This is a genomic window from Allomuricauda sp. M10 (genome assembly GCF_020782875.1).
In the GTDB taxonomy this organism is placed as follows: domain Bacteria; phylum Bacteroidota; class Bacteroidia; order Flavobacteriales; family Flavobacteriaceae; genus Flagellimonas.
Window position 1 is genome coordinate 604910 of the sequence record NZ_JAJGBN010000001.1, and the last position, 14367, is coordinate 619276.

Annotated in this window: 15 protein-coding genes; 6 read left to right on the forward strand and 9 right to left on the reverse strand. The window is 43.4% G+C overall.

Translation table 11 applies throughout. The features are described from left to right. Positions 1 to 7: 7 nt before the first annotated feature. On the forward strand, positions 8 to 1492 hold the full coding sequence (locus tag LKX84_RS02810) for a SusD/RagB family nutrient-binding outer membrane lipoprotein (protein WP_228235597.1): 1485 nt from the start codon (positions 8 to 10) through the stop codon (positions 1490 to 1492). A gap of 17 nt (positions 1493 to 1509) precedes the next feature. On the opposite strand, the gene LKX84_RS02815 is transcribed toward LKX84_RS02810, so the two are convergent. From LKX84_RS02815 to LKX84_RS02845, 7 genes are all read right to left on the reverse strand, one after another. Continuing rightward, positions 1510 to 2556 (reverse strand): pyridoxal phosphate-dependent aminotransferase family protein, encoded by a 1047-nt coding sequence (locus LKX84_RS02815; protein ID WP_228235598.1) that lies wholly within the window; start codon positions 2554 to 2556, stop codon positions 1510 to 1512. Further along, positions 2556 to 3566 carry a dipeptide epimerase gene (locus tag LKX84_RS02820; protein WP_228235599.1) on the reverse strand — a complete coding sequence of 337 codons (1011 nt, stop codon included), beginning with the start codon at positions 3564 to 3566 and terminating at the stop codon, positions 2556 to 2558. Before LKX84_RS02820 ends, LKX84_RS02815 begins: the two co-directional genes overlap by 1 nt. A gap of 108 nt (positions 3567 to 3674) precedes the next feature. After that, positions 3675 to 4397, reverse strand: coding sequence for a head GIN domain-containing protein (locus LKX84_RS02825; RefSeq protein WP_228235600.1), 723 nt, complete (start codon positions 4395 to 4397; stop codon positions 3675 to 3677). A gap of 153 nt (positions 4398 to 4550) precedes the next feature. Beyond that, positions 4551 to 6287, reverse strand: a complete 1737-nt coding sequence (locus tag LKX84_RS02830) for a PspC domain-containing protein (RefSeq protein WP_228235601.1) — start codon at positions 6285 to 6287, stop codon at positions 4551 to 4553. A gap of 10 nt (positions 6288 to 6297) precedes the next feature. Then, complete coding sequence (locus LKX84_RS02835) at positions 6298 to 6627, reverse strand: PadR family transcriptional regulator (protein WP_163635302.1); 330 nt, start codon at positions 6625 to 6627, stop codon at positions 6298 to 6300. Positions 6628 to 6807: 180 nt separating this feature from the next. Further along, positions 6808 to 7308 (reverse strand): nuclear transport factor 2 family protein, encoded by a 501-nt coding sequence (locus LKX84_RS02840; RefSeq protein WP_228235602.1) that lies wholly within the window; start codon positions 7306 to 7308, stop codon positions 6808 to 6810. Next, on the reverse strand, positions 7308 to 7790 hold the full coding sequence (locus LKX84_RS02845) for a DUF4870 domain-containing protein (RefSeq protein WP_228235603.1): 483 nt from the start codon (positions 7788 to 7790) through the stop codon (positions 7308 to 7310). Before LKX84_RS02845 ends, LKX84_RS02840 begins: the two co-directional genes overlap by 1 nt. Positions 7791 to 7957: 167 nt before the next feature. Here LKX84_RS02845 and LKX84_RS02850 point away from each other — a divergent pair, with 167 nt between their 5' ends. From LKX84_RS02850 to LKX84_RS02865, 4 genes are all read left to right on the forward strand, one after another. Continuing rightward, positions 7958 to 8413 (forward strand): DUF4442 domain-containing protein, encoded by a 456-nt coding sequence (locus LKX84_RS02850; protein WP_228235604.1) that lies wholly within the window; start codon positions 7958 to 7960, stop codon positions 8411 to 8413. 5 nt (positions 8414 to 8418) lie between these two features. Continuing rightward, positions 8419 to 8964, forward strand: a complete 546-nt coding sequence (locus tag LKX84_RS02855) for a hypothetical protein (protein WP_228235605.1) — start codon at positions 8419 to 8421, stop codon at positions 8962 to 8964. A gap of 63 nt (positions 8965 to 9027) precedes the next feature. Beyond that, a complete protein-coding gene (locus LKX84_RS02860) occupies positions 9028 to 9828 on the forward strand; it encodes a TIGR00266 family protein (protein ID WP_228235606.1) in 801 nt (266 codons plus the stop codon). Positions 9829 to 10047: 219 nt separating this feature from the next. After that, on the forward strand, positions 10048 to 10701 hold the full coding sequence (locus tag LKX84_RS02865; protein ID WP_228235607.1) for a DUF2461 domain-containing protein: 654 nt from the start codon (positions 10048 to 10050) through the stop codon (positions 10699 to 10701). Between the two features lie 3 nt (positions 10702 to 10704). On the opposite strand, the gene LKX84_RS02870 is transcribed toward LKX84_RS02865, so the two are convergent. Next, positions 10705 to 12261, reverse strand: a complete 1557-nt coding sequence (locus tag LKX84_RS02870) for a M81 family metallopeptidase (RefSeq protein WP_228235608.1) — start codon at positions 12259 to 12261, stop codon at positions 10705 to 10707. Between the two features lie 143 nt (positions 12262 to 12404). On the opposite strand from LKX84_RS02870, the gene LKX84_RS02875 reads away from it, so the two are divergent. Then, positions 12405 to 12968, forward strand: a complete 564-nt coding sequence (locus LKX84_RS02875; protein ID WP_410548866.1) for an NUDIX domain-containing protein — start codon at positions 12405 to 12407, stop codon at positions 12966 to 12968. Here the strand turns inward: LKX84_RS02875 and LKX84_RS02880 are convergent. Next, entirely contained in the window at positions 12962 to 14191 is a 1230-nt protein-coding gene (locus LKX84_RS02880) for a D-alanyl-D-alanine carboxypeptidase (RefSeq protein ID WP_228235610.1), read from the reverse strand. The two genes, LKX84_RS02875 and LKX84_RS02880, sit on opposite strands and share 7 nt — an antisense overlap. Between the last annotated feature and the right edge of the window lie 176 nt (positions 14192 to 14367).

Below are 14367 nucleotides of genomic sequence, written 5' to 3' on the forward strand. Positions count from 1 at the left end.
AAGAACTATGAAAAAAATAGATATAATTAAATCGTTCCTACTATGTTCCCTAACGGTATTTACCATAGGATGTAGTGAGGATTATTTTGATGTAAACACGCCTTCCAATACGGCTCCGTTAGAAGATTTGCGCATGCAGGACTTAATTGCGCCTGTAATGCACAGTACTTTGGAAGGACAGCGTTCCGCGGAACTTTCTTTCGGTAATTATGTGCAGAACTTTGTGACCACGGGAGGTGGCGCTGCGGGTCAAACATCCGCTAGCGGACTTTGGACTCAGGTATATCTGTATGTGTTGCCAAACTTGGAAGCTGTTAAAGTAAAGGCTGCCGAAACAGGTGCAACGCATATTGATGCCATTGCCGATATCCTGATTGCCGCCAATATAGGCATTGCCACGGATTCATGGGACAATATTCCTTATTCGGAAGCAGCCCAAGGCCCCGATAACAATTTTGCGGCCTTTGACACCCAAGAACAGATCTATACCGAAGTATTTGGTCTGTTGGATGATGCCATTGCCAAATTGAGCGCAGCGGATAACTCAGGGTTTAGTTTGGGTTCATCGGATCTGATCTATGGAGGTGATACCGATAAGTGGCTAAGAGCGGCCTATTCATTAAAGGCAAGATATCAATTGCACTTGGTGAATAAAGGAATCGTTACCCCCGCCGAAGTATTGGCAACCGTTGAAAATGGTTTTACTTCCAATGCTGACAACTTTGCCATGTACTATGATGAAAAGAATATCAATCCATGGTATTCCGAAGAAATCTTGGCAAGACGCACCGGTAACCTGAGTAAGGACATTGCCAGCCAAATAGTGAGTTCCATGAATGGCGATTATTATCCGTTCCTTGGAGGATTGGTTGAGATAGACCCGAGATTGCCTTTATTCGCCGAAAATAATGATGAAGCCGAGTATAAAGGTTTCGTTAGCGGTGGAGGGGGCATAGCACCGGACGGTACAGATGCCAACACCCGTTTTAGGGAAGATGGCTTCTATACCAGTGTAGATTCTCCTTTAATGCTGATAACCTATGCCGAAGTATTGTTCATTAAGGCAGAAGCTGCTTTCTTGGCAAACGGGGGTACGGAAACCAGTGTAGGTTCCAGTGCCACTGCCTATACCGCATATATGGATGGTGTTGCCGCCAGTATGGATATGTACGGTGTTGATGGAGCGGATTACTTGGCCGATGGTGCCATAGCCGTTGGCGAGGGAGCATTGAGCTTGCACCACATCATGAAGGAAAAGTATATCCATAACTTCCTGAATCCAGAAACCTTTGTGGACTACCGCAGATATGATTTTTCTGATGATGTGTTCACTGGATTGGAAATTAGAAGTGAAGTTGAAAGTGCAGATACCGAGTTTCCTGGACAATGGTTCCGAAGGGCCAATTACCCCGATACCGAACTTACCAGAAACGAAGCCAATGTATTGGCCAATCAACAAACTCCGGTAACACCAGTTTGGTGGGATGAATAAAAAGTAAAATACAATCCTTAAGTCAAGAGGGTGTTCAAGCAGTTGGTCAATTGCTGAACATCCTCTTTTTTATGATAGGCGCTCAAGACAATTCTACTGACCAAAGGGCCGTTGGCATCCGGATAGTTAAAGTTGGTGACGATAAAGCCCTGTTCTTCCAATTCTTGGGCCAACGTGGCATTTTCAAATTCGAAAGTGGGATGCCCCTTCATATGTTGGAAATATTTGGGTTTATCTAAAGAGTCCAAGAACAATTGATAGTTTTCCATCAAAGTTTGTCTACGGGCCTCATAAACGGTTGAAGCATCGATTAAAGTTCCCATGAAAGCTGGTAACGCCGGACTTGCCCCACCATAAAAAGGAGTGGCCTTCAATGATGTTATAAGTTCATTATCGCCAAAAACCGCCCCAGCTTGTATTCCTAAACCTTTGCCTAACGAACAACAGACCAACAGTTGGGCTGGGTTTAATTTCTTCAGAATGCCATAACAACCTGTTCCATGAGCGCCAACAATACCAATTCCGTGTGAATCATCGCCCACCAAAATCATTTTATCCAATGGAAGTTGCTGCAAGGCATCAAAATGGGGAAACTGTTTGGTAGTAAAATCAATGGTGTCAAAAAGGAGAACGGGTAGGGGTCCATCATCGGAAATCGCATTTCGCAATGCCAAGTCCAGCTCTTCAAAACTGTTCGTTTTGTTAACGCCATTCATGAGCATAGCGGTATGGGCATTCGGTGCTGCAAATAATTTATGTCTTTGCTCCAATAAATGCTGAATGACCAATTGTGCAGCCAGATAACCCGAGGACATGGTCAAACAAGCCTTACTACCTACCCAACCGGCCAAATGCGCTTCGGCTTGTTGATAGATGTCCAAGGCAACATTGGAGCGACGTGATGCCCCATAATGCATGCCATATCGCGCTACATTTTTTAAAAAAATATCGGTAAATGGCGCATAGGCTTGGAGTCCCAAATAGGCAGTCCCTCCAAAATAGAGATATTCCCTGCCATTGGCCTGGATTGATCGGTCCGGTATTCGTGGAAGGGAAAAGGCCATTACAGTAATGCTATGCCGCTGCCGGGTAGTTCAGGAAAGATAACTTTACCACCCTCAAGGATTTTGACTCCGGTGGCAATATCACCTTTCAAAAGCATGGCTCCATCCATGTCCACAAAGTCCAGTTGGGGTAATAATTGGGCAATGGCTGAAATGCCAACCGTGGATTCCGTCATGCATCCCACCATTATTTTTAAGCCCAGTTCCTTGCCTTTTGCGATCATCCTTCTGGCGGGGGTCAACCCACCACATTTGGTCAATTTAATGTTAATGCCATCAAAATAAGATCCGCATTTTTCCACATCACTTTCCACAATACAACTTTCATCTGCAATGACTGGTAGTACGCAGGATGCCTTTACTTTTTCCATGCCCTCCCAATAATCGGCCTTCAGGGGTTGTTCCAAAAACTCCACCCCAAGATCCTTGAGGAATGGAGCATTTTTTATGGTTTCCTCGGCCGTCCAGGCACAGTTGGCATCAATACGGAAAATGCTATCGGTATGTTTGCGAAGTTCCCTAACAATGGCCACGTCATCCTTGGTGCCCAATTTAATTTTGTATACCGGCCAAGGCTTTTCTTTCAGTTTTTCTACCATTTTTTCAATGGTATCGATACCAATGGTGTAATTGGTGGTAGGGTAGTAGTTTGTATTGGTTCCCCAAATTTCATACAATGGTTTTTCTTCCAATTTTCCATATAAATCATTGGCAGCCAAATCCAAGGCGCAAAGGGTAAAGTTGCCGAGTCCTAGGGATTGTAAATGTTTATCGAAATCTTCGGGAGTATCAAAATCATAACTTTCAATGGCTTCCCTAACCGCTTCAATTTCTGCCGTCATGCTTTCCACGGTGCTATTGTAATACGGATTGGAGGTTGCTTCACCATAACCGGTTTTTCCATTCAACGAAAGCCCAACAATCATGGTATCCTGGGTATCATGCGATTCGCGGGAAATGGTAAAAGTATGGGCTAACTGAAGGGTATATTTTTTAATTTCTATCTGCATCAAGTGGAACTTTATTAAGATGCTAAGATAATGTTTCAACCATGTTTTATAAATACAAAGGCCCATTGAAATTTCAATGGGCCCTTCATTTTTTGATTGGTTTTGGTTTCAGTATTTGTGAACACTGCCCGATACCGATTTTTTGGTCTGTACACTGGCTTCGCCGGTATAGGAAATATCGGCGCCACTGCTTGCATCGGCTACCAAGGATTCGGTTACGTTTACCGTAATATCGGCACCACTACTGGCATCTGCATTGCAACGTTTCACCAAAAGATCGCGGGCTTTGATGTCCGATCCACTACTGGCGTCGGCATACAACATATCGGCCCTGCCAGAAACCTTAATATCGGCACCGCTGCTCGCATCTGCGGTCACTTCTGTTGCAGAAAGTTCTACGGTTAGGTCGGAGCCGCTACTGGCATCCAATTCAATGCTTTCAGCCTCAACAACATTTTGAACGATCAGGTCTGCGCCACTTGAGCTTTTCAACGCGGTAATGGTTGGAAGGGATACGTAAACATTCTTTGTAGCCCTACCAATGTTTTCAATGGCATGGATCTTTAATTTGCCATCCCTTACATCGGTTCCGATCAAATCGATGATGTTTTCATCACCTTCTACCCTGATTTTGAACTCCGAGTCTTGGGTCACGAATACATCGATACCTTCCGAGGCCAAAACCTCGGTGAATTCCTCTGGAATGTTGCGGGTTTCCTCTACCACCTGTCCGTTGCCGGTCTTGCCGTGTCCGAAGTTCACATCCATCATACAGGACGATGCGAACAACGAAAGAAGTACTGCGATTGCTAATTTTGCTAGTGTTGTCATGATTGTTGTTTTTTGATGCTCAGCTTTGCTGGGCCTTTGTTTTTGATTGATTTAGGTGTTTTTTGATTGATGCTGAATTTAAATTCAGTGTAAATGTGCTTTTAAATGATTGCGTAATGAAGTTTATCTGACCCAACTGTCGAAAATGGCAGCTCAACCGTTATTTTTCTGCCCTGCCTTCATTTTGATGCCATCCTCGTCTATTTTCATTTGAAAGGAATCGCTGTTGTCCTTGATGTCGATATCAATGCCATCCTCGTTGATGATGATCTTGTTGTTTCCATTTTCATCATCATTTTCGTCTACTTCGGGACAGTCCTGACACTTTAATTCGCCATCATTGTCCATCTTCCACAGAAAGCCAACAATGCCACTTCTGTAATAATCCCTATCGTTTTCAATGCCCCGGGCTATGTGGTACTTGGTTGATGGTTCAAAACGGACCATCATGCCTTCGGGTACATGGATCGTTACTGAAACTTCTTGGTTTCTTGCCTTATTGGAAGTATCCGTGGTCAAATACTCATCCAAAATGATTTGGTTGCCAACCAGTTCGTAGCCAAATTCAATGTTTTTGGCCCTGTCGCGTGCTGCTAGAGATGAACTACCATTGGCATCTTTACGAACGGTGATGTTCACCAAACTGTCCTCTGATTTTCTTACACGGATTTCCACTTCATCCGAAATGAGTATCCTTTTATCATTTTGATCATAGGCAAACGACATGCGACGGAAGTGCACATCATCCCTAGTGTATTCATACCCTGGGTTCTTCATTTTGATGACCAAGGTGTCAGACACATTTTCCATTGCCAATTGGTTGCGTTCATGCACGCTTCCGGTATTGGAGAATTCCGCAGCTTGACGGATGCCAAGGGCGATCAACACACCAATGGATATCAACCAAAGGCCCAAAAGGGAGAATTTGGCTATGTTTCCGATGGATTTCAGGTTGGTCACCAATATCTTCAAACCTAGATACAAAAGGAAGAAGAATGGAATACCCACGGCAAAGAACAACAGGATGGATACCAACCAGACCGGTGCACCGGTGGTGTTCACGATCTCATAAAAATCCACTCCTGGAAAATGTACCGCATCGAACATGCCCACGGTGAACAGTCCGAAGAACAGGCCGATCAAAGTGGCCGCGCCAATAATGATCAACAAGATGCCGATGAACTTACCGAATACCTTGAACAGGAACAGGATAATGTCCCCGATCGTATCAAAAAAGGTCTTGGAGCTGCTTTTGACCTTGTTGCCCATTTTTTCATAGTCAACACTTTTTACCTTGTCGGCAACATCATCAAACCCCTCTTTAACTTTGCGTTCTATATTGCTGATGTTGATAGGCTCTCCCCGCATGTCCAATTTTTGCGAAGTGGTAACGGCCTCGGGAACCAAGATCCAAAGTAGGATATAGGCAATCAATCCAAATCCGCTGGTGAAAACGGCCAAAAGGATAAAAATCAAACGGATCCAAAGCGCATCTATACCTAAATAGTATTCCAATCCGGCGCATACACCGCCGATATACTTGTGGTCAATGTCGCGGTATAGTTTTTTGGACTTTGGTTCCGCTTGGGTGTGCGACTTTTTGGGTTCGTCCTCAAAGATGTCCTCATCCACCATGTAGTCCTCTGGTTGACCCATTACACTGATAACCTGATCCACTTCTTTATGGGTGATCACCTGTCTTTCGTTCTCCATTTTCTCCAAAAAGAGTTCGGCAATCCTTGCCTCAATGTCGGCTATGATCTCATCGCTCCCAGTGGTACCGGCAAAGGACCGTTTAATGGACTCCAGGTACCGCCTCAGCTTGTTATACGCATCGTCATCTATGTGGAAGAGCGTATTTGCCAAATTTATGTTTACTGTCTTGTTCATTTTTTGATTCTTATTTTGTGTTGGTTACCAGATTTACTGCATTTCTAAGTTCATCCCAGGTGCCGTTCAATTCTTTTAGGAACAACCGGCCTGTTTCGGTAAGGGCGTAATATTTGCGGGGAGGTCCCGATGTGGATTCTTCCCAACGGTAGTTGAGCAATCCAGCATTTTTTAGCCTTGTGAGCAATGGGTATATGGTACCTTCCACTACTAACATCTTAGCGTCCTTTAAGGCGTCCAGAATCTCGGAGGCATACTTGTCCTCGTCTTTTAAGATGGACAGAATGCAGTATTCTAGAACCCCTTTGCGCATCTGTGCTTTTGTGTTTTCTATGTTCATAACTTCATGGTTCTATTAAATTAACTGTTCGTTTTTGATTTACCAAACTAGGTCTGGTTCCGTTTCCACTCCATTCCCCTGTGATGAGCAGGGGAGTGGAAACACTTTTTTTGATTGATGATTTCGTTTTTTGATTGATGAATGAACTCCTTTTTTTTGATTGATGATTTTATTTATTTTTTAATGATGGTCATAACTCAGTTCCCGCTTTATTTTCCATTCCCCGTTCACCAACATCCACACATGGGTAAATTTTGCGATGTCACCTTTTTGATATTCGTTTTTATCGTTCAAGAATTCAAATCGGTGTACCCCATGCTGTATGGCTCCATAAAGCTGGCCGTCCTTGTTCAAGGGATACACTTCCAAACTTCCTTCAATCAGGATTCTTTTGGAATATTGTGGAGCGTTGGGATCCCTCTTTTCACAGTTTTCACGCGTTGGTCTAAGGAATTCCTCGCGGCCATCGGTAAAACCGCCACGATCGTGATAGAATTCAAAATCTTCAGTGAACAAAGATGCCATGGTATCGGTGTCGCATCGATTGAAAGCAGCATCGAACAACAAGCTATCCTTCGTTTTCAAGGTTTTATAAAGCTCGGTATCCTCCCCAACTTGGGCATTGGCCATAGCGGTCATTCCGATCAGGGCAAGGGCCATTATGTTTCTTGTTCGGTACATTACTTGATGAATTTAATGGTGAACGGATATTTGAATTGTTGCCCTTCATTGGTGCGTACAGTGGCCAAAATGGTGAAAACGATGTTTACAACGGCTAAACCTACCTGCAACAGACCTGTTATGCTGGCCGGCCAAAAAAGGCGACCAAATTTAAAGTCGTCACTGCTGACGTGGATGTTCAGGTTGTTCAGGTTGCTCAATCGGTGAAAACCGAAAACATCCCAGTCGAAAAGGTCCGGCATAAAGCCGATAAAGAATGGAATGGTGATCAAACCGGCTACAATGGCGTACAACAACATACTGATCTGAAAGTTCAATGCCTGTTTGCCATTATAATCTACAAAGTCGTACTGCTTTTTGTTGGACATCCAAAGGATCAAGGGCATGATAAAATTACCGAAGGGGATAAAGTACTTCGAGAACGTAGATGCGTGGATGATCGCGGATAAATTTCGTTCGTGTTTGGTTAATGTAGTTGCCATTTTTGATTGATGATTTTGATGTATAAATGGGTAAACCTATTAGCTTACGATGCAAATATATATCCAAAGGATGGTACTATGCAAAACAAAGTACCATATATTAACATATTTTTAACAGTTTGAAATAGCAGTATTTTGTCTATTTTTAAGCCAAAGAATATACCATTATGGCACTCACACCCAGTAAAATCAATACATTCACGTTCCTAAAACTCCCTTCTGCTTGGTGGTGCGGCATTCGTCTCAAATATATCGATGAGCAGAAGGCCGTTACCTCCGTAAAGCACAAATGGGTGAATCAAAATCCGTTCAAATCCATGTTTTGGGCCGTACAGGGGATGGCTGCCGAGCTGAGTACGGGTGCGTTGGTGATGAACGAGATCCAAAAAAGTGGAAAGAAAATCTCCATGCTCGTGGCCAATAACAAGGCCACCTTTACCAAAAAAGCTACGGGGCGTATTTCATTTACTTGTGAAGATGGGCCCTTGATTGCAGATGCCATCAAAAAAACCATGGAAACCGGAGAGGGACAAACTTGTTGGATGACGTCCGTGGGGGTAAATGCGGATGGGGTAGAGGTTTCTACCTTTCATTTTGAGTGGACGGTTAAGGTTAAGGGTTAAGGAAAATGGATTGGAAGACTCGCAGAATTATTTATAAAATTCGAATTAATCAATTTTTTAGAAATCTCAAACTCAAATTAAAATTCAAAATCAAGGGTTTGCCTAAATGGGAACAAGTAGATGTAATTGAGTATCCAGATTGTTTTTTAGTAATCACATTGCATACTCTAAAAAGTGGAGGAGGTATCCATACTGAATTGATAAGTAAAATTAATAAGGATAATAATGTGCAATTTCAGCTTGCACCGATTGTCTTGCAACACTTGGACAAATCAAAATGGGGAGTTGACACATATGATAGGTATAAAGCATTAAATAAAATTGCAAAGATTACTGGAAGAAAGTCAATTAAAGATCAAATGAAGGATGCGAAAATGATATCAATATCTAGAAATAAAGGACTAATTAAAATTCAGCCATCCATTAATGGTGGTTCAACTGGTCCCAATAGAGGATATAGATATGAGGGACCCCCAATCATTCTGGAACTTCCTGTTAAAGAGGAGAATTTTGAAATTGAAATAAAAAGAGCATTGGAAATGTGCTTGTAGTAATTGTAACAAAACCCAAAACAAATCAACATATAAACAAAACAACATTTAAACAATCAAAAGATGAACGCACACGAAATAGACTATCACATTTACGGAGAGGAAATGCAATATGTGGAGATCGAACTGGATCCCCAAGAGGCTGTTGTAGCCGAAGCTGGTAGTTTTATGATGATGGACACCGATATTAAAATGGATACCATCTTTGGCGATGGCTCCAATCAAGAAACCGGGGTACTTGGAAAACTGTTCTCTGCGGGCAAGCGCTTGCTTACAGGTGAGAGTCTGTTTATGACCGCATTCCTGAATGTGGGCCAGGGCAAAAAACAGGTAAGCTTTGCTTCTCCTTATCCTGGTAAGATCATTCCCATCGACCTTTCGGAAAAAGGAGGGAAGTTTATTTGCCAAAAAGATGCCTTTTTGTGTGCTGCTAAAGGCGTTTCCATCGGTATCGAGTTTTCCAAACGTTTGGGGCGTGGACTTTTTGGTGGGGAGGGCTTTATCATGCAAAAACTGGAAGGGGATGGTTTGGCGTTCGTTCATGCGGGGGGTACCATGGCCAAAAAAGTACTGGCGCCCGGAGAAGTATTAAAAGTGGATACGGGCTGTATCGTAGGCTTTTCCCAAACCGTGGATTATGATATTGAATTTGTTGGGGGTATCAAAAACACCGTTTTCGGTGGGGAAGGTTTATTCTTTGCAACCCTTCGTGGTCCTGGCACCGTTTATATTCAATCCTTGCCCTTTAGCCGATTGGCAGGTCGCGTTTGGGCGGCTGCACCACAAGCTGGTGGAAAAGATAAAGGCGAAGGCAGTATCCTAGGAGGACTCGGTAATTTGTTGGATGGGGATAATAGGTTTTAGGAGTTAGTGGTTAGAAGTTTGGCCGTTTCAACGTCATGCTGAACGTCCCGATTGCTATCGGGATGAAAAATCTCAGCTATCCTTTTTTCAATAATCAATGAGCAATTATCAATTGACAATGTTACCTATGTCCCTGATTATCCTTGAGGAAGTGAAGAATCTCTCCAAAACTCTAAAAATCTAATCATCCCTTTAGAATTTTCTGTTCATTTGTAGCCTATGGATTTCAAAGACCTATTCCGTTTTCTGGAAGAACTACAACAAAACAACAATAAAGAATGGATGGATGCGAACCGCAAATGGTACCGCTCCCTTCGACATGATTTTACGGTTTGGTTGGACGATTTGGACTTGACCATGGCCCAATTGCACGATGATTATTACCCGACTCCAGGCAAAAAGGGTATCAACCGCATCAACAATAATCTCATGTTCCATCCCAATAAACCGGTGTATAAGGACCATTTTGGTGCGGGATTGGACAAAGCTCCGCAAACAGCTGATTTTTATATTGAAATCGGCCTGAAAAACTGTTTGCTGGCTGGTGGCTTTTGGCGTCCCGACCCCAAAACCCTTCGCAGCATTCGGGAAGGCATTGATTATGATGGCGAGGTGCTACAGGAAATATTGGACAAGCCTTCGTTCCAAAAAACGTTCGGTAATCTGTATGAGGATGAAAAATTGACCAATGCCCCGAAAGGGTTTTCCAATGATCATCCCCACATCGACCTATTGAAGAACAAGACCTTCGCTGTGGTGCATGAAATGACCCAAAAGGAAGTGCTTCAACCCAATTTCAAGGAAAAAATCGTGAAAGTGTACCAAGAAATGCTTCCCTTCCGTCAATATTTGAACCGAACGGTTACCGTTTAGCCATCAATCCAGTTGGTCCGAAGCACGCAACAGGCGTGCGGACAGATCGGGGTGCTCCATATCGGCATCCAATGGAAACATGGGGCGGATGATTCGTTTATGACCCAATCGCTCTAAATCCTGATCTACACCGCCAGGGGTCAAGGCCATGATCCAATCGCCTCTCATGTTGTACAATTCAGGTACTAGATAACCAATTTTTACCACGACAATATCCGTGTTTCTTGGGTCGAGGTCCAACTCCGTAAAATCGGATTCGTTGTGGTATGGCTTTCTTTTTTTGGTCACAATAACACTAGCATTCCCCACTTTCACCACCACTTCGGTTTCTGCATGAACATCCCCTTGTTTTATGGCGGTCACCTCTCCAGTCAATAATAGCGGTGGGGCAAATCGGTCATCAATTGCGGCTCCTACCAAGGCACTGACCTTGCCACCCACACTGACTTTAAGGGCCTGTTCCACTAATTCTGGTCCAGGAATGGAGGCATAGATCAACGATTTGCCCCCAGGTTTGTGGAATTCATCTTGTTTTAAAAGTTCTGTTAAGGTCCAGGTTACATCCCCAGCGCCTCCGGCAGTAGGGTTGTCACCCATATCACTCAACATAAAGGGCTTTTTATCACTTGCCAAAGCAAGTTTCAAGGCTTCTTCATAGGATTTAGTCGGAGCCACAAACTCAAATTCCTTGCGAACATCCCAGAAACTCTCGGCCAATTTTTCGGCACCGGCAACTACCTTTTCTTTATCATCGCCCGTGACCATGACTACGGCATGGTTTCGGGGTTCATCGGCCCATGCATACCCGATCCAAATAGCAGCGTCTACCACACCTTCTTGGTTGGCCACTCCGGGCACTTGCGCATACAGGCTTTTCCCTGGTTCCACTCGGGTACTCGTCTTTTCTCCAGGTAATAGAATCGGCACGGGAATCCAAGCCTTATACTTGGGCTTGCCCTTGCCATTCTCCAAACGTTCAACTAGATTTTGCACGGCCCGTTTTCTGGATTCCGTGGCATCTTCATGAGGCGCCATCCGGTAACAAGTAATCAAGTCGCTATGTTCGGCGAGTCTTACGGAAACATTGCCGTGCAGGTCCATTGAGGTAGAGACCAACACCTCGGTGCCCACCACTTCCCGTATTCTTTTGATCAAATCGCCTTCGGGGTCATCCAGCCCAACCACGCTCATAGCGCCGTGAATATCAAAGAAAAGTCCATCATACGGTTTGTTTTCTTCTAGCATTTTCAGTGTTTGCGCCACCAAGGATTCATAGGCTTCATGGGTTACCGTACCACCAGGCAACGATTTTCCTACTAAAGTAGGAACCCAGTCTGCGCGTTTTCTCAAAGTAGAATCCATCGCCATAAACGGATAGCGTTCAAAAATGGAATCCCCAATTTTGGCATGGAATGCCTCTTCTTGGGTCAATGCAGGGGAAAAGGTACTGGATTCAATTCCCAAGCCCGCAATAGCAATTCGGGGCAGTTTTTTTTCAGGTTCCTGTTTGCAACTTAATAAAAGGGTCACTAAAAATAGAAAGGGAACTATTTTGCGCATGAGATTGGGTTTGTTGGTTTGGAATCTGAAAGATACAATAAACAAAGGGATCCAAGAATTTTCAAATTGGCTCATGATTGCAATGAAATCCGTTACCTTTAACTTCAAAATCAAACGCTTTGGAAAACAATAGAATAAGGAACATGAAGCGGGAATTGCTCTCGGACAATTGGTACACGCTTGAAAAAGTTTCATTTGAATACCTGCGTGATGATGGCGTTTGGGAAAAGCAAACACGCGAAGCATATGATCGAGGAAACGGGGCGGTTATTTTGCTGTACAATGCGAAGAAAAACACGGTTGTGCTAACGCGTCAATTTCGGATGCCCACTTTTTTGAACGGAAATGAAAACGGGATGATGGTGGAAGCCTGTGCAGGTCTGTTGGAAAAGGGCAACGCGGAGGAAACCATCAAAATGGAGGTGGAAGAGGAGACCGGTTATAAAATTGAAAAAGTGCAAAAAGTGTTGGAGGCCTATATGTCGCCCGGATCCGTGACAGAAATCCTTTATTTTTTCATTGGGCAATATGAAGAATCCATGAAAATCAGTGATGGCGGTGGTGCCGATGATGAGACGGAAAACATTGAAGTGTTGGAACTGTCGTTTCCCAAAGCATTGGAAATGGTGAAAACAGGGGAAATCAGGGATGCCAAGACCATTATACTACTGCAATACGCTCAATTACAAGGTTTGCTCCATCAATAACGCTCGTACAATTCCTTTAAGGTGGCATACATGGTTTTTCGTATTTCGATGGATGGCACCTTGAAATGATTGTTCATAAAACTGAAAATGAGCACTTTGCCAGATTTCGTCCTGACATATCCGCTCAAGTTATAGTTGTTTCCAAATGACCCCGATTTTGCAAATAAAAAGGGTTCAGTATCGGGATCTTCCCATTCCTTTACGGTGCTATCGGGTCCCCACATGGGAAAAAGGGTGAATAAACGATCTTCAGGAACTTCATTGTAGAGTTTACTGAGGATTTGAACAAAGGATTTGGGTGTAAACAAATTATATCGCGAAAGCCCTGAACCATCTACCCATCGGGGTTGTTGCTCCAAATCCTTCAAATCGTTTTCCAACATATAGGCAATGGCCCTTTTCGTGCCGATGGTATCCGAAATCATGGAAGAAGCCGTCATCAACAATTGCTCCGCTAAAAAATTATCGCTTTTAAACAGCATCTGCTTATAAATGGAATCCGTTTCCATGCCGTAAAGGGTTCCAACGGGTCCCTCTGGAAAATGATTTACCATACTGATTTTCTTCTCCAATCCCGATTCCAAAAGTTGTTTGGTGAGACTGTCACCGGCCATAAAAGGAATTTCCAAAGTATCCTGCTCGGAAGGTGCAATATAGAAATGGTTGGCAAGTTCATCCCGTTTAAAAGGATGTTCGGCCACCTGAGTTTCATTATAAAAATAGGAAGGGGAAACCTCCAACCCTTGATTGTTGGAAACGGCCACCACATTGCCATAAAGGGGAATGGTTGTACGTTCCGGAGAAAAATAGGTGTCAAAATCTTCCCATGCCCAACCGGGACCAAACCGAAGTTCGTCGGTATTTTGGGTGTAGAGTACAATATTGCCTTGTTTTTTGAGCCAATTTATGGCCGTACTATCATGCAGATGGGGGTGTAACCAAGAAGGGTCACCAGTTCCCTTAACAAAAACGGTATCGTTGGCAATAGTATAAGTTAGGGTAGGAATGTTTTTTGGAAGCAGTTTGATACCCGTATAAAAGGTCACGATCTTCGTATTACTTGCAGGGGTAAAATAGCGGTCACCGTTCGTGTTGAAGAGTATCTTTTGGGTCTTCGCATCCATGACCACCAATCCATGAAAAGAGTTCTGAAGAGCCGTGTTTTTAAGGTTGGATCGGGCAATTTTACGGGTAGGGGAGCACCCTCCGAGCAAAATTGACAAAATGAACAAATTGATTATCAGATATTTGCTAATCCTGCAACAAATTAAGGGCATTTTGGTCATTTATCGAATTTAACACGAAGTTATTCAATTTTTAACTGGGTTTTAAGTTATGTGTTTGGGTTTTTACCTAATTTAGATGGACAACCAATTATTCAATCTAATCAAATTTCTAT

Bases quoted from the DNA above. Each gene is read 5' to 3' on its own strand.
- LKX84_RS02860 (WP_228235606.1), top strand. From the start codon at position 9,028: ATGAACGCACACGAAATAGACTATCACATTTACGGAGAGGAAATGCAA.
- LKX84_RS02825 (WP_228235600.1), bottom strand. From the start codon at position 4,397: ATGACAACACTAGCAAAATTAGCAATCGCAGTACTTCTTTCGTTGTTC.
- LKX84_RS02855 (WP_228235605.1), top strand. From the start codon at position 8,419: ATGGATTGGAAGACTCGCAGAATTATTTATAAAATTCGAATTAATCAA.
- LKX84_RS02865 (WP_228235607.1), top strand. From the start codon at position 10,048: ATGGATTTCAAAGACCTATTCCGTTTTCTGGAAGAACTACAACAAAAC.
- LKX84_RS02810 (WP_228235597.1), top strand. From the start codon at position 8: ATGAAAAAAATAGATATAATTAAATCGTTCCTACTATGTTCCCTAACG.
- LKX84_RS02845 (WP_228235603.1), bottom strand. From the start codon at position 7,790: ATGGCAACTACATTAACCAAACACGAACGAAATTTATCCGCGATCATC.
- LKX84_RS02835 (WP_163635302.1), bottom strand. From the start codon at position 6,627: ATGAACATAGAAAACACAAAAGCACAGATGCGCAAAGGGGTTCTAGAA.
- LKX84_RS02850 (WP_228235604.1), top strand. From the start codon at position 7,958: ATGGCACTCACACCCAGTAAAATCAATACATTCACGTTCCTAAAACTC.
- LKX84_RS02820 (WP_228235599.1), bottom strand. From the start codon at position 3,566: ATGCAGATAGAAATTAAAAAATATACCCTTCAGTTAGCCCATACTTTT.
- LKX84_RS02830 (WP_228235601.1), bottom strand. From the start codon at position 6,287: ATGAACAAGACAGTAAACATAAATTTGGCAAATACGCTCTTCCACATA.
- LKX84_RS02875 (WP_410548866.1), top strand. From the start codon at position 12,405: ATGAAGCGGGAATTGCTCTCGGACAATTGGTACACGCTTGAAAAAGTT.
- LKX84_RS02815 (WP_228235598.1), bottom strand. From the start codon at position 2,556: ATGGCCTTTTCCCTTCCACGAATACCGGACCGATCAATCCAGGCCAAT.
- LKX84_RS02840 (WP_228235602.1), bottom strand. From the start codon at position 7,308: ATGTACCGAACAAGAAACATAATGGCCCTTGCCCTGATCGGAATGACC.
- LKX84_RS02870 (WP_228235608.1), bottom strand. From the start codon at position 12,261: ATGCGCAAAATAGTTCCCTTTCTATTTTTAGTGACCCTTTTATTAAGT.